The sequence below is a fragment of the Anaeromassilibacillus sp. SJQ-5 genome (assembly GCF_054108045.1).
In genome coordinates this window covers 1,633,167-1,651,794 of record NZ_JBPJWQ010000001.1, presented here as the reverse complement: position 1 = coordinate 1,651,794, position 18,628 = coordinate 1,633,167, and the positions used below count along the sequence as shown (strand labels likewise).

General features: G+C 58.1%; 18 protein-coding genes. 12 read left to right on the top strand and 6 right to left on the bottom strand.

Going from position 1 to position 18,628, the window contains the following annotated elements; genetic code table 11:
• The first annotated feature begins 8 nt into the window (after nucleotides 1-8).
• Nucleotides 9-818, top strand: coding sequence for an HAD-IIA family hydrolase (locus tag ACSAMM_RS07125; protein ID WP_178720841.1), 810 nt, complete (start codon nucleotides 9-11; stop codon nucleotides 816-818).
• Between the two features lie 335 nt (nucleotides 819-1,153).
• On the opposite strand, the gene ACSAMM_RS07120 is transcribed toward ACSAMM_RS07125, so the two are convergent.
• The 4 genes from ACSAMM_RS07120 to ACSAMM_RS07105 form a co-directional block, all read right to left on the bottom strand.
• Nucleotides 1,154-2,335, bottom strand: a complete 1,182-nt coding sequence (locus ACSAMM_RS07120; protein ID WP_178723225.1) for a DUF1266 domain-containing protein — start codon at nucleotides 2,333-2,335, stop codon at nucleotides 1,154-1,156.
• Nucleotides 2,336-2,515: 180 nt separating this feature from the next.
• The gene (locus tag ACSAMM_RS07115) at nucleotides 2,516-3,001 is read right to left on the bottom strand and encodes a hypothetical protein (protein ID WP_178723227.1); all 486 of its coding nucleotides are present in this window, start codon (nucleotides 2,999-3,001) and stop codon (nucleotides 2,516-2,518) included.
• Between the two features lie 140 nt (nucleotides 3,002-3,141).
• Nucleotides 3,142-4,059, bottom strand: a complete 918-nt coding sequence (locus ACSAMM_RS07110; RefSeq protein WP_178723229.1) for a T6SS immunity protein Tdi1 domain-containing protein — start codon at nucleotides 4,057-4,059, stop codon at nucleotides 3,142-3,144.
• Nucleotides 4,060-4,204: 145 nt separating this feature from the next.
• Complete coding sequence (locus tag ACSAMM_RS07105) at nucleotides 4,205-4,828, bottom strand: TetR family transcriptional regulator (RefSeq protein ID WP_178723231.1); 624 nt, start codon at nucleotides 4,826-4,828, stop codon at nucleotides 4,205-4,207.
• A 416-nt stretch (nucleotides 4,829-5,244) separates the two neighbouring features.
• On the opposite strand from ACSAMM_RS07105, the gene ACSAMM_RS07100 reads away from it, so the two are divergent.
• The 8 genes from ACSAMM_RS07100 (at nucleotide 5,245) to ACSAMM_RS07065 (ending at nucleotide 14,686) form a co-directional block, all read left to right on the top strand.
• Nucleotides 5,245-5,679: an Rrf2 family transcriptional regulator gene (locus ACSAMM_RS07100; protein ID WP_178723241.1), complete on the top strand. Its 435-nt coding sequence runs from the start codon at nucleotides 5,245-5,247 to the stop codon at nucleotides 5,677-5,679.
• A gap of 198 nt (nucleotides 5,680-5,877) precedes the next feature.
• Entirely contained in the window at nucleotides 5,878-7,158 is a 1,281-nt protein-coding gene (locus ACSAMM_RS07095; RefSeq protein WP_178723233.1) for an aminotransferase class I/II-fold pyridoxal phosphate-dependent enzyme, read from the top strand.
• A gap of 259 nt (nucleotides 7,159-7,417) precedes the next feature.
• Nucleotides 7,418-8,287 carry a methylenetetrahydrofolate reductase [NAD(P)H] gene (gene metF / locus ACSAMM_RS07090; RefSeq protein ID WP_178723235.1) on the top strand — a complete coding sequence of 290 codons (870 nt, stop codon included), beginning with the start codon at nucleotides 7,418-7,420 and terminating at the stop codon, nucleotides 8,285-8,287.
• A 39-nt stretch (nucleotides 8,288-8,326) separates the two neighbouring features.
• The gene (locus ACSAMM_RS07085; RefSeq protein ID WP_457790710.1) at nucleotides 8,327-8,977 is read left to right on the top strand and encodes a Vitamin B12 dependent methionine synthase activation subunit; all 651 of its coding nucleotides are present in this window, start codon (nucleotides 8,327-8,329) and stop codon (nucleotides 8,975-8,977) included.
• Between the two features lie 76 nt (nucleotides 8,978-9,053).
• The gene (locus ACSAMM_RS07080; RefSeq protein ID WP_457790708.1) at nucleotides 9,054-11,441 is read left to right on the top strand and encodes a homocysteine S-methyltransferase family protein; all 2,388 of its coding nucleotides are present in this window, start codon (nucleotides 9,054-9,056) and stop codon (nucleotides 11,439-11,441) included.
• A gap of 24 nt (nucleotides 11,442-11,465) precedes the next feature.
• Nucleotides 11,466-12,734 (top strand): DNA recombination protein RmuC, encoded by a 1,269-nt coding sequence (locus tag ACSAMM_RS07075; protein ID WP_457790706.1) that lies wholly within the window; start codon nucleotides 11,466-11,468, stop codon nucleotides 12,732-12,734.
• Between the two features lie 294 nt (nucleotides 12,735-13,028).
• Nucleotides 13,029-13,916, top strand: a complete 888-nt coding sequence (locus ACSAMM_RS07070; protein ID WP_457790704.1) for a polysaccharide deacetylase family protein — start codon at nucleotides 13,029-13,031, stop codon at nucleotides 13,914-13,916.
• 32 nt (nucleotides 13,917-13,948) lie between these two features.
• Nucleotides 13,949-14,686, top strand: a complete 738-nt coding sequence (locus ACSAMM_RS07065) for an N-acetylmuramoyl-L-alanine amidase (protein ID WP_178722637.1) — start codon at nucleotides 13,949-13,951, stop codon at nucleotides 14,684-14,686.
• Nucleotides 14,687-14,816: 130 nt separating this feature from the next.
• Here ACSAMM_RS07065 and ACSAMM_RS07060 read toward each other — a convergent pair whose 3' ends face one another.
• Together ACSAMM_RS07060 and ACSAMM_RS07055 are read right to left on the bottom strand one after the other, a co-directional pair.
• Entirely contained in the window at nucleotides 14,817-15,623 is an 807-nt protein-coding gene (locus tag ACSAMM_RS07060; protein WP_178722635.1) for a hypothetical protein, read from the bottom strand.
• A gap of 91 nt (nucleotides 15,624-15,714) precedes the next feature.
• On the bottom strand, nucleotides 15,715-16,260 hold the full coding sequence (locus tag ACSAMM_RS07055) for an RNA polymerase sigma factor (RefSeq protein ID WP_457790701.1): 546 nt from the start codon (nucleotides 16,258-16,260) through the stop codon (nucleotides 15,715-15,717).
• Between the two features lie 148 nt (nucleotides 16,261-16,408).
• On the opposite strand from ACSAMM_RS07055, the gene ACSAMM_RS07050 reads away from it, so the two are divergent.
• The 3 genes from ACSAMM_RS07050 (at nucleotide 16,409) to ACSAMM_RS07040 (ending at nucleotide 18,616) form a co-directional block, all read left to right on the top strand.
• The gene (locus ACSAMM_RS07050) at nucleotides 16,409-16,645 is read left to right on the top strand and encodes a DUF896 domain-containing protein (RefSeq protein ID WP_178722631.1); all 237 of its coding nucleotides are present in this window, start codon (nucleotides 16,409-16,411) and stop codon (nucleotides 16,643-16,645) included.
• 311 nt (nucleotides 16,646-16,956) lie between these two features.
• Nucleotides 16,957-17,430, top strand: coding sequence for an Lrp/AsnC ligand binding domain-containing protein (locus ACSAMM_RS07045; protein WP_178722629.1), 474 nt, complete (start codon nucleotides 16,957-16,959; stop codon nucleotides 17,428-17,430).
• 4 nt (nucleotides 17,431-17,434) lie between these two features.
• On the top strand, nucleotides 17,435-18,616 hold the full coding sequence (locus tag ACSAMM_RS07040) for an aminotransferase class I/II-fold pyridoxal phosphate-dependent enzyme (protein ID WP_178722627.1): 1,182 nt from the start codon (nucleotides 17,435-17,437) through the stop codon (nucleotides 18,614-18,616).
• Nucleotides 18,617-18,628 lie beyond the last annotated feature (12 nt).

Sequence of the window (18,628 nt, the reverse complement as noted above, 5' to 3'; positions counted from 1 at the left end):
GGTGCCGAATGAATAGCGAGGAAAAGCGGCGGCTTCTCCGCCGGGTGCGCGGTTTCGTGCTGGATATGGACGGCACCATTTACCTGGGGAACGAGCTGTTCCCCTTTACGAAGGCGTTTCTGGAAGCGGCGGGGCGCACCGGCCGCGAGACCTTCTTTTTCACCAACAATTCCTCCAAAAACGCCGCCTGCTACATCGAGAAGCTGCGGGGCATGGGCATCGAGACCGACGCCGGGCGGATGTTCACCTCCAACCAGGTGGCGGTGCGCCATCTGGCGGCCCGGTTCCCGGGCGGCCGCGCCTTCATCCTGGGCACCCCCTATCTGCAGGAGGATTTCCGGGCCGCGGGCTTCACGGTGGAGAGCGACGCCCCCGACGTGGTGGTGCTGGGCTTCGACACCACCCTGCAATATGATAGGCTGCGCCGGGCCTGCGATTTCATCCGGGCGGGCGTGCCCTATGTGGGGGTCAATCCCGATTTGAACTGCCCGGTGGAGGGCGGCGGCTTTATGCCCGACTGCGGATCCATCGCCCGCCTGATCGAGGCGTCCACCGGCGTCTTCCCAGAATTTTACGGCAAGCCCTCCCGGCACACCCTGGACTTCCTGACGGAGAAAACCGGCTTCGCCCCGGCGGAGCTGGCCGTGGTGGGGGATAGGCTGTATACCGACATCGCCCTGGCCCAGGGCACGGAGGCGACCTCCATCCTGGTGCTGACCGGCGAGGCCACCCGGGAGGAGGCGGAGCGTGGTCCCGTCACCCCCACCCTCATCGTCCGATCCCTGGAGGAGATCACCGAGCTGCTGCTTTCAGAATAACCCACTCCCGCCCGGCAAGCGTTCCCAAAAGGAACGCCCGCCGGGCGTTTTTGCCTGCCCAAGCATCTTTCCGAGACGCTTTGCCCTATCGGGCTTGGCGTTGGTATGGCGGGTTTTCTTATGATTGTCTCATGAGTCAGACGGCCGGCAAATCGACACAGCATGACCTCCCTACTGCCGCCATATCCGCATAAAAAGACGGCGGCCTTGAAATGGTTCATTCCAAAACCGCCGCTTAGCTTTCTCTTGGGTGTACAGCAACACTGCCGCCATCCAGCGTTTTTTATATGCCGTTTCGTTGGTGGCTGGAGAGTAACCGCGACTTTACAAAAAATTTAAACCGTAAAACCGATCTTTCTTTGCGCGGGCCAGGGACAGTCACGCCACTGCCCGTTGCCTTGCTCCTCTTTCCCGGCCAGAAGGTCTGTGGCGGCGTCTGCAATGTACCCCAGGTAACTTCCGGCGGAGCTGTCACCGCACAGCAATTTCCACATTAGGCCGCCAAAAAGATAAGACTGGGCAAATTCGCGCCAGCTATGCAGCTCCTCAACAACCTTTTGGGATAGATCCCAAAGGATGCCGACAGCCTCGCTTTCGGTAATCCAACCCAAATAGCACCCCCAACGGGTCAGCATTGCCGCTCGGCCAATATCCCATCCAGCCATAAATCCGGGGGCATATTGATTTTTATAGCGTTGTACAAATCTCCATGCCCGGCTGGTAGACTCGCGATCATCCTCATCCATAGTTTCATCCATCAATTCTTCCGGCGAAGCCGCCTCACTATAAAGCTGATACCGCAGGATATAGCCCTCCTGCGCCAGATAGCGGATCATATCCAGCAGATCGCTGCGACCATCTATCCCCCAAGAACGACGTACAAGGGACACGATTTTCTGTTCCATCACAGGAATATGTTCCTCCACATCCATACGATACAGATCGTGGTCGTTAAGGGTCGATAAAATACCAGACAGCAGGATGCCGAATCGTTCCCATTTTACGTCCTCTTTTTGGTACGGGATCGGCTCCGGCTCAGGCATGGCCTCAAGCCGATCCATTGTTTCTTCCAGGGTAGTATAGAGATTTTCTTCCAGTTCCAGATCAAACGAGAGTTCTTCCTCATCGTCCGCATCTTCCATCTCCAGCGTTTCCAGAGCCGCCGCGATCACGCCCATATCTTCTCCGAACAGTTGTCCCATCAAGTCCTCAGCAGTAGATGAAGTTGCCTCAGCCACTTTATCATTTACCATTTTTTTCAATAATTCCTCATTGACAGCCATCTGCGCCATGCTGTCAGCCCCGAATATCTGGCCGAGGATTTCCACTTGACGTTGAGTGTTCGCGTTGATCTGTTCTTCTACTTCAGCGGCAGGTATAGATGCGCTTTTTTCAGAGCTGGGAACCTCGATTTTGCTGATTAGTTCCTCACTTTTTTCCACGGTCTTTTTCATAGAATCGGTCGCATGCTCACTGGCTTGCTGCGCCCGTTTCCTAATCTCGTTGATATCAAACATTTTCAGTCCTCCTTGTCTGGGGGGAGCGGATGCCATGCCGGAGGCTTTTTATGACGTGTAAATAGCCTTTTGATCCGCCTCAGTATGGCTTCTGTGAAATGAAACCATAGATTACCAACTATAAACACGCCCACCAGAATCAGCAGGAACGCTCCGATTTCTCCAAAAGGCATTTTTACCTCACTTTGTTGCAAATCGGGTCATAAAGAAGTCGGTAAAAGCGGCCAACTCATCATCTTGTGACACATAAACATACAGCTTTTCATCTTCCAGCCAGTCGTAGGCATTGATGCCGATGTACCCTTTTTTGTCCGGGTAAATGATAAATGCGTCGGTAGGGTACTTATTACGATAGGCTTTCAAAATTTCAGACCGGCGATAATAGGTCGGATCGCCGCAGCCGGAAAGATCGGGTACTGTGGGAACGACCACAATCGTCTGGCTGGCTTCGTTCCAGCCGACAATTAAATTTCCGATCTTCGTTTTACTTCCATGAACAAATCCATAGTTGAAACGGCTCACATCCTCGGTATATCCGAAAATCAGCCTATAATTATCCCCATCTTCTACGACCTGGTTAAATAGAGCACGCATTTTCTTTGCGTTTGCGTTGCTCTTTTCCATGTCAATTTCAGGCCCCTTAAATAACTTGCTAAAAAATCCCATGCTCGTTTTCCTCCTGAATATTTAAATGTTTTATATGGCTCTGGATAGGGCAGTACCCACAACCTCATACATGAAGTAATACTGCAAAATAAGGCATACCATTTCGGGCACTTTGTCACAAAGTGGCGATAAAGCAAAGTCTATTGCTCCGATAGGACATGTTCCATCTCCGACAGGCTCAAGCCGCGAATCAATATGTAGTCTCCCCTCGTTTCCACAATGTAGGGCTGTAACCGTTGCAAGGCCCTGCGATATTCTAAAAAGCCGAGGTTTTCCTCTTTTGTTAAGCTAACAAAAGTCAAAGCCCATAGAGAGATGGTCTCGCCCTCGATTTCGTATAGCGTTTCTGGTGCTACCGGCAGGATAGTATCCACGGTTTCCGAAAAAGTAAAGCTGACCATAAGCCCGCCGTTCTCCAGTTCAAATACGTGAGGATTTGCTTCATAGGCTTGCGACCACCTATCACCTGGCTCTGTATCGTCGGAATTATCCCCTCCCATTTCAAACAACAAGTGCTGATGAACAACGGCATTTCCTTTTTCGATATATGGAATGGACTCGGCTCCGCCAAAAGCCAAAGCCGGAGCAAAGAAAAAGATTTCGTTTTCTGCAAGGCCCCCTTGTTTAGCAGATGCTTCTTGAAAGAGCTCTACTCGCAAAAATTGTTCTGCAAAGTTTTCGGCGGGAATGATACGCTCAAAAAAATCGGAAAAGCTGGTGGAAAAGCTGCCCGATTTGCGGTAGTGAATATCAAGCAGACACATATCGTCGGCTGTCTCAGATAGCTTGCGATAAATAAAAAGCGTTCCAAATCCAGTCATTAAAATGGGCAGGCATCCCTCTTGCTCACCCAGCCAAAGTGTGAGCGTATCAACGTAATCAGTTGGATCTATTATTTTCAGTAATCCGCCGCCATAATTTCCGAAGCCATATTCCTGCCAAAAGTTCAGAAGTTCTGCTGGCAGTTTCCCGTGAAATTGCTCCAGCATTTCAGCGGTGGGTTTTCGCAAGTCATTACCCGGTGGATATTTGCTTACGAATCGGTCAAATGCTTTCATCGTATGTTCTCCTTTACGTTTTGTTTTGATCTCTATCGTTGAAAGATAAGAGCAAATAACTAAATTTGTTTTTATTTTAATGAAAGTGAAATCCGTCTGAATATAAGGCCGAAACATAATATTCGGACGGATTTCCTCATTCCTACTATTCAAGATGCGGAGCCGTTTTCAATTTCTCCAAGGCATCCACAATGGCATTTAGCTGAAAGTCAACCGTTTCATCGGCAGCTTCGGGAACAAACAGGGGGAGCGTATTAGGGATTGCCCTGCGTACAACCATCGCCGTCAGACTTAAATTCGTAAATAGATGGATTCTTGCTGTGTTGGCCTTTATCCCAAAGTTTTCTAAAATTTCTCCAAAAAGACGAAATTGCTTTTGACGAAACACTTGATAGCTTTCTTTTGACAGACGCTTAAAAATAAGCTGTTGTTCTTCAATCGTTAAAACAGCAATTCCATTTTTCTCTCCATAGCAGCAGGCGTGGAGAAATTGTTTCACAGCGTCACGCCAGCTTAAAGCCGGATCGGCCATCAGCTTTTGCACATACTCAATAATTTTAGGTTGTTGCAAGTATAGCGTTTCAACAATCAAATCTTCTTTTGTTGAGAAAAAAGAATAGAAGAAAGTACGTGATATGCCAACTCTTTTGTATATTTGCTCCACGGTTGTATGCTGTATGCCTTGTTTTGCCATCAGTTCAAGCCCAACTGTAACAAGTTCCGCCCGGATCCGTTCCCTATCCTCCTCAGAGTAAGCTACCTTTGGCACTCCATCACCTCCGCGTACAATAAAAACAAATTCGATAGGTTGAACTTATTTTAGCATGTCCCATACAATAATACAAGAGTGAAATGAGCGCCATAAGTCTACTATTTTTTAACGACGGTACTTCCGAGGGCCGCACGTTTCTGCAAGCAATTCGGGTGTGGCCACACTCCGAAATTTTTGCTGGGCAGGGCCTGCAAGAATGCTTGTTGGGAAACCTCAGCAAATCCGGCTCTTTGGGACAAAATGCCCCAAAGAGATTGACTGCGCCGCTGCCGCTGTCGTGCGGAGCCTAATCCACACCCGATTTCTTTTCCTATAGAAAAAGTAGGCATTCTCTTGCCACCCTCCGCCTCCTGTGCTACAATAGGCCATGACAAGCAAAAGGACTTTCTAAAAAGGAGAGTACCCTCATGGCAATGAAAATTTCAACCAAGGGCCGCTACGCGCTGCGCCTGATGCTCGATCTCGCCCTGCACGATACCGGGGAGTATATCCCTCTCAAAGAGGTCGCCGCCCGGCAGGAGATTTCCGATAAATATCTTGAACAAATCATCACCCAGCTCAGCCGCGCCGGCTTTGTCAAAAGCGTCCGCGGCGCCCAAGGCGGCTACCGCCTGGCCGAGCCTCCCGCCCAGTACACTGTGGGGCGGATCCTCCGGCTGATGGAAGGCTCCCTGGCGCCGGTGGAATGCGTGGATGGGGAAGGGGACTGCTCCCGGGCTGACCGCTGCGTGACCATCGAGGTCTGGCGCGCCCTGAAGGAGGCCATCGACAACGTGGTGGATTCTATCACCTTGGCCGATCTCGTGGAAAAGTACAGCGAACGGGGCACAGTCGATTACTGCATTTGAAAAAATCGTCCCGCCCTCTTGACAAGAGGCGGGAATTGTGATTTAATCATACTAATCCTATAGGAAATATTTAGTTACCTCCGGAGCCTGCCGTGCGAAACCGTGCGCTTTTATGCGAAAGCCGTATGGCCTTCGCAGCGGAAAACGTGTATTCTGTGCGGAAATGTGCGCTTTTGTGCGAATGAAAGGTGGATATTTATGAGCAAAAATGATTGGAAATTCGAAACGCTGCAGCTGCACGCCGGGCAGGAACAGCCCGATCCGGCCACCGACGCCCGCGCCGTGCCGATTTACATGACCTCCTCCTATGTGTTCAAGGACTGCGATCAGGCCGCGGCCCGCTTCGGCCTGACGGAGGAGGGGAACATCTACACCCGCTTGATGAATCCCACCACCGATGTGTTTGAGAAGCGGATCGCCGCCCTGGAGGGGGGCGCGGCGGCCCTGGCCACCGCCTCCGGCGCCGCCGCCATCACCTATGCGGTGCAGAATATCGCCAAGGCCGGGGATCACATCGTCTCCTCCAAGCGGGTATACGGGGGCACCTACAACTTGTTCGCCCACACCCTGCCTGCCTATGGCATCACCTGCACCTTTGTCGACCCGGACGAGCCGGGCGAGTTTGAAAGGGCTATCCGGCCCGAGACCAAGGCCATTTTCCTGGAGAGCGTGGGCAACCCGAACTCCAGCCTGGTGGATCTGGATGCCGTGGCCGCCCTGGCCCATGCGCACGGCCTGCCCCTCCTCGTGGACAACACCTTCGCTACCCCGTATCTGCTGCGGCCCTTGGAGCATGGAGCGGATATTGTGGTGCACTCCGCCACCAAGTTCATCGGCGGCCACGGCACGGCCGTCGGCGGGGTCATCGTGGACGGGGGCCGCTTCGACTGGTCGGCCTCCGGCCGCTTCGGCTGCCTGACGGAGCCGGATCCCAGCTACCACGGCGTGGTGTACACCGAGGCGGCGGGGGCCCTGGCCTACATCACCAAGGCGCGGGTGACGCTGATGCGGGATACCGGCGCGGTGCTCAGCCCCTTCCACGCCTTCCTTTTCCTCCAGGGGCTGGAGACCCTCAGCCTGCGGGTGGAACGGCATGTGGAAAACGCCCTGCGGGCCGCCGAATTCCTGGCCCGTCACCCCCGGGTGGAAAGGGTCAACCATCCCGCCCTGCCGGACAGTCCCTATCACGCGCTGTACCGGCGGGATTTCCCCAAAGGGGCCGGCTCCATCTTCACCTTCGAAATTCGGGGCGGCGCCGAGGCGGCCCGGGCCTTCATCGACCGGCTGCAGGTGTTTTCCCTGCTGGCCAATGTGGCGGACGTCAAGTCCCTGGCCATCCATCCGGCCAGTACCACCCATTCCCAGATGAGCGAGGAGGAGCTGGCCGAGGCCGGCATCCGGCCAGGCACGGTGCGCCTGTCCATCGGAACGGAGCATATCGACGATATCTTGGCCGACCTGGAGCAGGCACTCAAGTGAATATATTTCACAAATTTGCTTAAACATACAAAAAAATCGCCATTCGTCCCCACCGGACCCGCCCGGAGTGTCGCAAAAGCGGATATTTTATGACAACCCCTTTTCTTTTCGCACAAATTCTGATATAATAGTAGAAATTCGCAGGAAGCCGGATGGATAAAATTGGCGGGTAGTCCGGGCGGGAAGCGGGGGCCACCCCCCAACAGGCACCCGCCGCCCCATCCGACCTCCAGGTATGCGAGAGAACGGAAGGTACTGCATGAAAATACGGGATCTCCTAACCCCCTCCCGCCCCACCCTCTCCTTCGAGGTCTTCCCTCCGAAGAAGGAAACGGACGCCGCGCCTATTCGGTCGGCGGTGGGGGAAATCGCGGCGCTGCATCCGGATTTCATGAGTGTGACGTATGGAGCCAGCGGCGGCACCTCCCAAAACACGGTGGCCATCGCGTCCCATATTCAGAACGACTGCGGCGTGACGGCACTGGCTCATCTGACCTGTGTCTCCTCCACCAAAGAGATGGTGGACACCATGTTGGGCCGGCTGCGGGATAACGGCATCGAGAACATATTGGCACTGCGGGGCGACATACCCGGGCCGGACGCCTTCCCGCTGCCGGGGCATTACCGGTATGCCTACGAGCTTATCGAGGAAATCAAACGGCGGGGGGACTTCTGCATCGGCGCGGCCTGTTACCCGGAGGGGCACGTGGAATGCGACCATCAGGAGGAGGACATCCTCCATCTGAAACAGAAGGTGGAAAGCGGCTGCGATTTCTTGACCACCCAGATGTTTTTTGACAACAGCGTGCTGTACAGCTTTTTGTACCGCATTTTAGCCAAGGACATACAAGTGCCGGTGATAGCGGGAGTCATGCCGGTCACCAATGGGCGGCAGATCCAGCGGATTTGCCAGCTGTCCGGCACCTCGCTGCCCTCCCGGTTCCGTTCCATTGTGGATCGGTTCGGGGACAATCCGGCCGCTATGAAACAGGCGGGCATCGCCTATGCGACCGAGCAGATTATCGATCTCATCGCCAACGGGGTGCGGGGCATTCACGTATACACCATGAACAAACCAGATGTAGCGGCCAGTATCCGGGCCAATTTGTCAGCTATTGTGGGCCAGTGACGGAACGGGGAGGCGCCGGTTTAAAGGGGTGTTGCAAGTATGGGAGCGGTTACGGTCAATCGCGACGAGGTACTCCGGTATCTGGGTTATCGCCGGCAGGAGGCGGACGACGCCGTGGCCGAACTGGCCGACACCTGCCTGGAGGAGCTGAAAAGATGCGCGGCGGCTAAGTATATCAGCCGCACCTTTGCCATGGACATCCGAGGGGCCTGCGTCTCCTTCGGCGGCGTGGCCGTCCACAGCGACATGTTGGCCAATCACCTGGAAGGATGCCGCGAGGTCATCGCTTTCGCGGGAACACTGGGCGCGCCGGTGGACCGGCTGATCCACCGGTACAGCCAAACCACCATGAGCCGGGCGGTGGTGATGCAGGCGGCGGCCACCGCCATGCTGGAAGCCTACTGCGACGAATGGATGGGGGAGCTTGGCCGCGAGGCGCGAGAGCGAGGCCTGTATTTGCGGGCACAGTTCGGACCGGGGTACGGCGATTTCTCCATCGCCCACCAGGCGGATATGCTGGCGCTTCTGGACTGCGGGCGGCGCATCGGGCTGACCATGACCGACAGCTACATGCTCACTCCCACCAAATCGCTCACCTGCCTGCTGGGACTGACGGCGGACGCGGGATCCTGCCACATGGTGAAATGCGCGGCCTGCGATAACGTGGGGTGCGCGTTCCGGCGGGTTTGATAAAGGAAAGCTGTTCCGGTGGAGCTTGGCGCTTCACCGGATTTTTTTGACACCAACAGAAAGGCGCGGATGGACGATGCAAACACAGACCATACGGGAGCGGCTGGGAAAAGATCTGCTCTTTTTCGACGGGGCCATGGGCACCATGCTGCAGCAGGCGGGGCTGCCTCAGGGGATGCTGCCGGAGGAATGGAACCTCGCCAGGCCGGAGGTTATCCGGGACATCCACCGGCAGTATGCGCAGGCGGGCTGCCAGATCCTCAAGACCAACACCTTCGGGGCCAACCGGCTGAAGTTCGGTGAGAGGACCGAGACGGTGATTGCCGCCGCTGTGGGCCTGGCGAAGGAGGCGGCTGGCCAGAGCGGACGGGACGACGTATGGGTGGCCATGGATATCGGCCCCACCGGCAAGTTGCTGCAGCCGCTGGGGGAGCTGTCCTTCGAGGCGGCCTACGACCTGTTCGCCGAAATGGCGGCGGCGGGGGAGCGGGCGGGGGCCGACTGCCTGCTCATCGAAACCATGAGCGATACCTATGAGCTGAAGGCGGCGGTGCTGGCGGCCAAGGAGGTCACGAAGCTGCCGGTCTTCGCCACCATGATATTCGACGACAAGGGCAAGCTGCTCACCGGCGGGGATATCGCGGCCGCCGTGGCCCTGCTCGAGGGGCTGGGAGTGGACGCCCTGGGCTTCAACTGCGGCTTGGGGCCGGATCAGATGAAGGGCCTGCTCCCTGAGCTGATGGCCTGCGCCTCCCTGCCGGTTATCGTCAACCCCAACGCGGGGCTGCCCCGCAGCGAAAACGGACGGACGGTCTTCGACGTAAGCCCCGAGGCTTTCGCGGCGGACATGGAGGCGATGGCGGCGGGAGGGGCCTGGCTGCTGGGCGGCTGCTGCGGCACCACGCCGGCCCATCTGGCGGCCATGATCGGCCGCTGCCGGGGGATCACCCCGCCGCCGGTGAGCCGCAAGGGGCGCACGGTGGTTTCCTCCTACGCCAAAGCGGTGACCATCGGCGGCGCGCCGGTCATCGTGGGGGAGCGGATCAATCCCACGGGCAAGGCACGCTTCAAGCAGGCCCTGCGGGAAAACGACATGGAATACATCCTGCGGGAGGGGATCGCCCAGCAGGAAAGCGGGGCCCATGTGCTGGACGTCAACGTGGGGCTGCCGGAAATCGACGAGACCGAGAGGATGACGGGAGTCGTCCGGGCGCTGCAGGGGGTCACCGATCTGCCCCTGCAAATCGACACCTCCGACGGGCGGGCCATGGAGGCCGCCATGCGGCTGTACAACGGCAAGCCTCTGATTAACTCGGTCAACGGCAAGCAGGAATCCATGGACATGGTGTTCCCGCTGGTGAAAAAGTACGGCGGCGTGATGGTGGCGCTGACGCTGGACGAAGGGGGGATCCCCGAAACGGCGGAAGGGCGGCTGCGCATCGCGGAGAAGATCGTGCGGCGGGCGGAGGCCTGCGGTATCGACCGGCGGGACATCCTGGTGGATGCGCTGACCATGACCATCAGCACCGGAGCCGAGGCCGCGCTGGTCACCCTGGAGACGGTGCGGCGGGTGAAGGCGGAGCTGGGAGTGGGCACCATTCTCGGGGTATCCAACATCTCCTTCGGCCTGCCCCAGCGGGAAAATATCAACGCCGCCTTTTATCTGATGGCCCTGCAGAGCGGGCTGGACGCGGCCATTCTCAACCCCAACGCCGAGGCGATGATGAAAGCCTACTTCTCCTTCCGGGCCCTGAGCGCCCAGGACGAGCAGTGCGGGGCATATATCGCGCGGTATGCGGGCGCGGCGCCCGCGGCGGCACCGACGGCGATGGCGGCGGAGATGGGGCTGCGCGAGGCCATCGTCCGGGGCTTGAAGGAGCGGGCCTACCAAGCGGCGGCCGCGCAGGTGAAAGCTCTGGCGCCGCTGGATATTATCAACGACCAGCTGATACCCGCCCTCGATCAGGTGGGGCAGGGCTTTGAAAAGGGCACCCTGTTTCTGCCGCAGCTGCTCATGAGCGCGGAGGCGGCCAAGGCGGCCTTTGAAGCTCTCAAGGCGCATATGGACGCGGCGGGACAGCCGCCGGTGAAGAAGAACAAAATCATTCTGGCCACCGTCAAGGGAGACATTCACGATATTGGCAAGAACATTGTCAAGGTATTGCTGGAAAACTACGGCTACGATGTCATCGACCTGGGCAAGGACGTGGATCCGGCGCTGGTAGCCGAGACCGCCCGGCGGGAAAAGGTGCGGCTGTGCGGGCTGAGCGCTCTGATGACCACCACGGTGGCGGGGATGGAGGAGACCATCCGCGCCCTGCGTGCCGCCGCGCCCGGCTGCCGGGTGATGGTGGGCGGCGCGGTGATGACCCCGGAATACGCCGCGCAAATCGGAGCCGACCGGTATGCCAAGGATGCCATGGGGGCGGTGCATATCGCCCAGGAGCTGTTTGGAGAAGAGTAACAGGCAGGAGAAAGTGGGGAACACATGGAGACGTATCTGCTCATCGGACTGTCGGCGGCGAACCTGATCCTGCTGGCCGTGCTGCTGGCGCTCACGTCGCGCACGCGCAGGGACCGGCGGGAGGCTGACGAGCTGCGCCGGATGCAGGAGAAGCTGGACGGGCTGCGGGCCGATCTGCTTGCGGAGCTGCGGGACAGCCGGATGGAGAGCAGCCGGAACGTCCAGCAGGCGGTGGGTAATCTGGGGGCCATGCTGGTGAACACCCAGACGGAGGCCAACCGGCTGCTCAACCTCAGCCAGGAGACGCTGCAGAAATCGGTAACCGGCATGGTCAAAAGCAGCGATGAGAAGATGACCCTGTTCATGCAGCAGAGCGAACGGCAGCTGGCTGAGATGCGGGCTACGGTGGACGAAAAGCTGCAGAAGACCCTGGAGGAGCGCATCGGCCAGTCCTTTCGGCTGGTCAGCGAGCGGCTGGAGCAGGTGTATAAGGGGCTGGGCGAGATGCAGACCCTGGCGGCGGGGGTGGGCGACCTGAAAAAGGTGCTGGCCAACGTCAAGACCCGGGGGGTTCTCGGAGAAATCCAGCTGGGAGCTATCCTCGAGCAGATTCTGTCGCCCGAGCAGTACGAGGCCAACGTGATCACCAAGGCGGGCAGCAAGAACTTCGTGGAGTTCGCGGTCAAGCTGCCGGGGAACGACGAGGGGCCGGTGTACCTGCCCATTGACGCCAAGTTCCCGGCCGACGCCTACACCCAGCTGGAGGATGCTTACGACAGCGGGGATCCGGCGCTCATCGAGGCGGCGGGGACGGCGCTGGAGAGGCGGATCAAGCTCTTTGCCAAGGATATCCGGGAGAAGTATCTCGACCCGCCCCACACCACCGATTTCGGCATTTTGTTCCTGCCCTTCGAGGGGCTGTATGCCGAGGTGGTGCGCCGGGGGCTCATCGAGCCGCTGCAGCGGGACTGCCATGTCAACATCGCAGGGCCCACCACCATGGCGGCCATTCTCAACAGCCTGCAGATGGGCTTCCGTACCCTGGCCATTCAGAAGCGGTCGGGCGAGGTCTGGCAGGTGCTGGGGGCGGTAAAAACCGAGTTCGACAAGTTCGGCGCGGTGGTGCAGGCGGCGCAGCAGCGCCTGGAGCAGGCGGGCAGCGAGCTGGACAAGCTGGTGGGGGTGCGCACCCGGCAGATTCAACGCCGGCTCAGCGCCGTGACCAAGCTGCCCGAGGCCCAGGCGGCCGCCCTGCTGGACGGTGAGGAAGAGGAGGGGCCGGCGGCCGAGTAAACCGGCCGGGGCCGCCCTTTGAAAACCGATTCGAAAATACCGGAGGAAAACCCGGGGCGGCGTCGTATGGCGCTGCTCCGGGTTTTTATGACGACAGAGGGCGCGGGCCGCCGGGCTTGTCCACACGAGCGCCTTTGGGATCGCTTTTTTGTGGTTTTGCGCATAAATCCGCGCCTGTCCGCCATATACAAGGAGTAGACCGTGCGGCCCTCCGGCAGGGCGGCACGGCGAAATTGCGTACAGGAGCGGGACGGAATCCTCCGCCCGGCGCCTGCCGGAAAGGCGTGAATCGGGTTGATCGTCCATACCATTCATCTGAGACTAAAGCACGGCATTATCGCCGCCTGCTGCGCGGCGGCGTTGGTGCTGGGCCTGTGTCTGTACAACATACCGGCGTCGGGGGCCAGCGGTCCGCCGCCGGAGGGGGCTGTCCAGGTACCGATCATCATGTACCATGGGCTGCTCAAGGAGACCAAGAGAACCGGCGCCTACGTGGTGACGCCCGAGACCTTCGAAAAGGATTTGCAGTATCTGAAGGAAAAGGGCTACACCACCATTGTCATGCAGGATTTGCTCGATTATGTGGGGAAAAATCAGCCGCTTCCGGAAAAGCCCATCATGCTGACCTTTGACGATGGGTATTATAACAATTATCTCTACGCGTTCCCGCTGCTAAAGCAGTACGGCTGCAAGATGGTGCTGTCCCCCATCGGGCGGTACACGGATGAATACAGCCAGGTGGAGGACACCCACGCCAACTATTCCCACGTGACCTGGAAGCACATTCAGGAAATGATGGATTCCGGCCTGGTGGAAATCCAGAACCACAGCTACGACATGCACGCCAGCGACAAGGCCCACCGGAAAGGCACCAAAAAAACGGCGGGGGAGACGCTGGATCAGTACCGGCAGGCGCTGACCGAGGACGTGACCAAAATGCAGGCCAGGGTCAAGGAGATGACCGGATACACCCCCACCACCTTCACCTATCCGTTCGGAGCGGTGAGCAAGGAAGCTCTGCCCATCCTCAAGGAACTAGGCTTCCAGGCGACCCTGGTGTGCGAGAGCCGGGTAAACTATATCACGAAGGACCCGGAATGCCTGTACGGGCTGGGGCGGTATCTGCGGCCCAGCGGACCGGATTCCGAGAAATACTTCACCAAAACCGTCAAGCTGCCGTGACAGCATCAGCTTATGAAAAAGGAGAATACACCATGCCGACCATTTTTCTCAGCCCGTCCACCCAGCAGAACAACCCCTATGTCATCGGGGAGAGCGAAGAGTATTACATGAACCGGATTGCGGATGCCATGGAGCCCTACCTGCGCTCCACCGGCATCCGGTTCACCCGCAACAATCCAGACGAAACGGTAACCCAGGCCATCGCCCAATCCAACGCGGGCAACTACGATCTGCATCTGGCGCTGCACTCCAACGCGGCGGGACCGGCCAACGCGGGACAGGTGCGGGGCATCGACATCTATTATTTTCCGGGAAGCGCGGCGGGACAGCGGGCGGCCGACATCATTGCGGAGAACTTCAAGCGGATTTATCCGCTGCCGGAGCGGGTGAGGACGGTGCCCACCACGACGCTGGCCGAGGTGGTGCGCACCCGCGCGCCGGCGGTGCTCGCGGAAATTGGGTATCACGACAATCCGGAGGACGCGGCTTGGATCCGGGACAACATCCCCGCCATCGCCCGGAACCTGGTGCAGTCCCTGGCGACCTATTTCGATATCCCGTTTATCGAGGCGCAGTCCCCACGCAAGGGGATCGTGGACACGGCCCGCGGCAACCTGAACCTGCGGAACATGCCCAGCATGGGAGGAGACATCATCGGCTCCATCCCCAACGGGGCAGCGGTGCAGATTCTGGGGCGGTGGCAGGACTGGTACGTCGTGGACTATAACGGCCAGACGGGCTATGCCAGCAGCCGGTATATTCGCGGCTGATTCCAGGGAAATGATGATGAAATCTGCGTAACCGGATTGAATCATCGCTTACCTAGGAAAGCCGCATGGGCAAGGATTGGCCGTATACAAAAGAGAAGCCCGATGCATCGCGTGCATCGGGCTTCTTGGTTTAGCAGATTGAGCGGGCAAGCTCGCGGACGGTACCCCAGTCGAGATCGGCGGTCAGGATATACAGGATGTCTCCTGTATGGAACACGCAGCGCACCTGGCCACGATATTCCAGCAGGGCGTATGTCACGCCGTTGTTTACAAATTCCTCCATGCGGGAATATGGATAGGATTTCATAATACTCACTTGCTCGGCCTCGCGATAATCCGCCACCTCGAACGTCACTTGATTCTTTCGATTCTTCCAGGTGACCATGACGCTGTTGCCGATTTTGTTGGCCAGCTTTTCCAGCGACACTTTATAGGAGTCTAGGAGATCGGAGCGGGGAAGCAGCGGCTGCTGGATTTGCAGGGCTTCCAGCTGCTTATACAGCGGCGTATCCGACTGCGTGCCGGCCAGCGTTATTTCCTCCGGCTCGTCAGACACGCCGGCAGTAATCTGGAAGGAATACTCGTTTGGATTGCGAAGCAGGCGGCCGTTGATATCGGCATAGGCGCCCACGACCAGAAAGCTGGCCACGCATGCGGCGATCAGAAGGCGGCGCATGGACGAGGGAAAAACCTTGCGGGAGCGAGCGGCCGGCTGCGGATTCATGTCGGCTGCCTTGGCCATCAGCTGCCGGAAAGCTTCGTTTTTATCCGGCGCCCAGTCCATCGTTTTTCCATCCAGTTCCAGGATGGTATCGGAGCTTTCCTTCATAAATTGCAAATCGATGCTGGCGGAGCTTTTTTGCAGTTCACGGTTCTGCCGCAGCTTGAGCTGGCGAGACGAGCCGGCGGCAGGGAAGGGAACGGGTTCTTTTTCCATGCGGATACACCTCCTATATATATATAATCCCAATATTTTCCGAATCTTACATGCGAAAACAATTTTTCTACATATTTGTTGCTGCTTGGCCCTAAGCCAGGCCTAAATTGTGCACTTCCCTTAAAATGTGGATCCGCAGCCGGGACAGCCGCTGGTATATGGTATTCTCGGATGCGCCGAGTTCCTTGGCGATTTCCCGGCAGGGCCAGTCCTCCGTATAATACATATGATACAGTTCAAGCTCCAGCGTGTTCAGCTTGCCGAGCACATGAACCTTCAGCGGTTCGACCTCGATGGGCAGTTCCAGCGCGGCGTCCAGATCTGGCTGATAGGCGAAGGCCCCTGCTTCCGCTCCTTCGGGGCGTTCCTGGTAGTAATCCAGGCGGGCCTGCTCCGTCTGCAGGTTCCGGAGCATCTTTTTCACCTGGAATTTAGCGGTGCGGTACAGCCAGACCTTCAAACCGTCCGGCGTGGGGAAGGCTGGCTGCTTTTGCAGACAGAGAAGAAAAACCTCTTGACAGCATTCCTGGGCATGCGTTTGATTATAGCCCAGATGGATGTAGCAGTATTTCAGAATTTCTTCGTAATAAGCGTCGAAGTATTCTTGAAAGGAAGCCGCGTAGTCCTCACTCAACATCCATCCCCCCTTTTTTCGATACATATGAGCAAAGTATAACATATTTTTCCAGACGGCGCCAGTGTTCTTTAAAAATTACCGCAAGGGCGTTGTAACAGCGGGGAAAGTGCGGTATACTGTAAAAACCATGTGGCGGGAGGAAATCAAGATGGAACAGAGCAAAATCGAGAGGATCAACGAGCTGGCGCGCAAGGCGCGGCTTCAGCCGCTCAGCGAGGAGGAGGCCGCGGAGCAGAAGGCGCTCCGGCTGGAATACGCGGCCGCCTGCCGGGCCAGCCTGCGGGCATCGCTGGAAAACACCTATATCGTCGAGGCGGACGGAACCAAGCGAAAGGTGCGCCGCCGGGACGAGGCGGCCGGCGAAGGGCAGAAACCGGTTGTATAAACCGGGGGATTATAGTATAATAACCTCACGCCGTAAACGGAAATCCAAGATTTCCGACGGCTGAGAGAACATTGAACCACTCCGGAACGGGCAAAGCCGTTTCGGACTAAGGTAGGCGCTGCGCCTTGCGCATCGCTTTGTGGTATAATAACCTCGCGCCGTAAGCGGAAATCCGAGATTTCCGACGGCTGGGAGAACATGGAACCACCCCGGAACGGACAAAGCCGTTCCGTACTAAGGAGGGCGGCGCTCCGCGCCGCCTTGTGGTATCATGGCCTTACGTGCCCCACAAAACAAAAGGAGGAAACCCCATGGATAAGCTGCTGAAATTGTTGGATACCAACGCACGTCTGACCAACGCCCAGCTGGCCGTGATGCTGGACACGACGGAGGAGGCCGTGGCGGCACAAATAGCCGATTGGGAAAGAAGCGGCGTTATCCGGGCATACAAGGCCCTCATCGATTGGGACCGGACCGATCGCGAGTATGTCACCGCCATCATCGAGCTGCGGGTGACCCCCAAGCGGGATTTGGGCTTTGAGGGCATCGCGGAAACGGTGATGCGCTTCGAAGAGGTGGAGAGCGTTTACCTCATGTCGGGCGGGTATGACCTGTCGGTGGTGGTCAACGGCCGCACCTTTAAGGACGTGGCCATGTTTGTGGCCAAGAGGCTGTCCCCCCTGGATTCGGTGATTTCCACCGCCACCCATTTTGTGCTGCGCCGGTACAAGGAAAAGGGCGTGCTCTTCCTCGGGGAGGAAAAGGACGAGAGAGGAGCCCTGTGAACCCATGAATTACGATGAGATACTCAACCAGACGCTGCGGGTGCTCAAGCCCTCCGGGATCCGCCGCTTTTTTGACATAGCCAACGAGATGGAGGACGTGATTTCCCTGTCCATCGGAGAGCCGGATTTTTCGACGCCCTGGCACATCCGGCAGGAAGGGATCCGCACCCTGGAGGCGGGGAAAACCTGGTACAGCCCCAACGCCGGGCTGATGAAGCTGCGGGAGGCGATTGCCGCCTATGTGCAGCGGCACAGCGGCGTTACATATTCTCCCAAGGACGAAATCCTGGTGACGGTGGGAGGCAGCGAGGCCATCGACCTGGGATTTCGCGCCCTGCTGAATCCGGGGGACGAGGTGCTGATCCCCGAGCCGTGCTTCGTCTGCTATGAGCCGCTGTCCCGCATGGCGGGAGGAGTGGCGGTGCCGATCGTCACCAGGGCGGAGGATGGGTTCCGTCTGACGGCCGCCGCGCTGCGGGCGGCTATCACGCCCCGGACCAAAATGCTGGTGCTGCCTTTCCCCAACAACCCGACGGGGGGCGTGATGCGCCGCGAGCATCTGGAGGAAATCGCCGAGGTGCTGCGGGGAACCGAAATTATGGTGCTGTCGGACGAGATTTACGGCGAGCTGACCTATGGGGAGCGGGAGCATGTGAGCATCACCTCCCTGCCGGACATGCAGGCTCGCACGCTGCTGGTGGGCGGGTTTTCCAAGGCGTTTGCCATGACCGGCTGGAGGCTGGGATACGTCTGCGGGCCGCAGCCGCTGATGGCGGCGATTGTCAAGCTGCACCAATACGCGCTGATGTGCGCGCCCACGACGGCCCAGTATGCGGCCATCGAGGCCATGGAGCACGGGGACGAGGACGTGACGGTCATGCGCGCGGAATACGATCTGCGCCGCCGCTTCATTGTGGATGAGCTCAACCGGATGGGACTGACCTGCTTTGAGCCGGAGGGGGCCTTTTATGTGTTCCCTTCCATTCGGATTACCGGCATGACGTCGGAGGATTTCTGCCAGAAGCTGCTGATGGAAAAGCATGTGGCGGTGGTGCCGGGAACGGCGTTCGGGGAATCGGGCGAAGGGTTTGTGCGGATTTCCTACTGCTATTCCCTCAAGCATATCACCGAGGCCATGGAGCGGCTGCGCGCCTTTATCGCGGAGCACGCCGGGGACGCGGAATAGGAGGGGGAAGCC

Bases quoted from the DNA above. Each gene is read 5' to 3' on its own strand.
- ACSAMM_RS07125 (WP_178720841.1), top strand. From the start codon at position 9: ATGAATAGCGAGGAAAAGCGGCGGCTTCTCCGCCGGGTGCGCGGTTTC.
- ACSAMM_RS07120 (WP_178723225.1), bottom strand. From the start codon at position 2,335: ATGTTTGATATCAACGAGATTAGGAAACGGGCGCAGCAAGCCAGTGAG.
- ACSAMM_RS07115 (WP_178723227.1), bottom strand. From the start codon at position 3,001: ATGGGATTTTTTAGCAAGTTATTTAAGGGGCCTGAAATTGACATGGAA.
- ACSAMM_RS07110 (WP_178723229.1), bottom strand. From the start codon at position 4,059: ATGAAAGCATTTGACCGATTCGTAAGCAAATATCCACCGGGTAATGAC.
- ACSAMM_RS07100 (WP_178723241.1), top strand. From the start codon at position 5,245: ATGAAAATTTCAACCAAGGGCCGCTACGCGCTGCGCCTGATGCTCGAT.
- ACSAMM_RS07095 (WP_178723233.1), top strand. From the start codon at position 5,878: ATGAGCAAAAATGATTGGAAATTCGAAACGCTGCAGCTGCACGCCGGG.
- metF (WP_178723235.1), top strand. From the start codon at position 7,418: ATGAAAATACGGGATCTCCTAACCCCCTCCCGCCCCACCCTCTCCTTC.
- ACSAMM_RS07085 (WP_457790710.1), top strand. From the start codon at position 8,327: ATGGGAGCGGTTACGGTCAATCGCGACGAGGTACTCCGGTATCTGGGT.
- ACSAMM_RS07080 (WP_457790708.1), top strand. From the start codon at position 9,054: ATGCAAACACAGACCATACGGGAGCGGCTGGGAAAAGATCTGCTCTTT.
- ACSAMM_RS07075 (WP_457790706.1), top strand. From the start codon at position 11,466: ATGGAGACGTATCTGCTCATCGGACTGTCGGCGGCGAACCTGATCCTG.
- ACSAMM_RS07065 (WP_178722637.1), top strand. From the start codon at position 13,949: ATGCCGACCATTTTTCTCAGCCCGTCCACCCAGCAGAACAACCCCTAT.
- ACSAMM_RS07060 (WP_178722635.1), bottom strand. From the start codon at position 15,623: ATGGAAAAAGAACCCGTTCCCTTCCCTGCCGCCGGCTCGTCTCGCCAG.
- ACSAMM_RS07055 (WP_457790701.1), bottom strand. From the start codon at position 16,260: ATGTTGAGTGAGGACTACGCGGCTTCCTTTCAAGAATACTTCGACGCT.
- ACSAMM_RS07050 (WP_178722631.1), top strand. From the start codon at position 16,409: ATGGAACAGAGCAAAATCGAGAGGATCAACGAGCTGGCGCGCAAGGCG.
- ACSAMM_RS07045 (WP_178722629.1), top strand. From the start codon at position 16,957: ATGGATAAGCTGCTGAAATTGTTGGATACCAACGCACGTCTGACCAAC.
- ACSAMM_RS07040 (WP_178722627.1), top strand. From the start codon at position 17,435: ATGAATTACGATGAGATACTCAACCAGACGCTGCGGGTGCTCAAGCCC.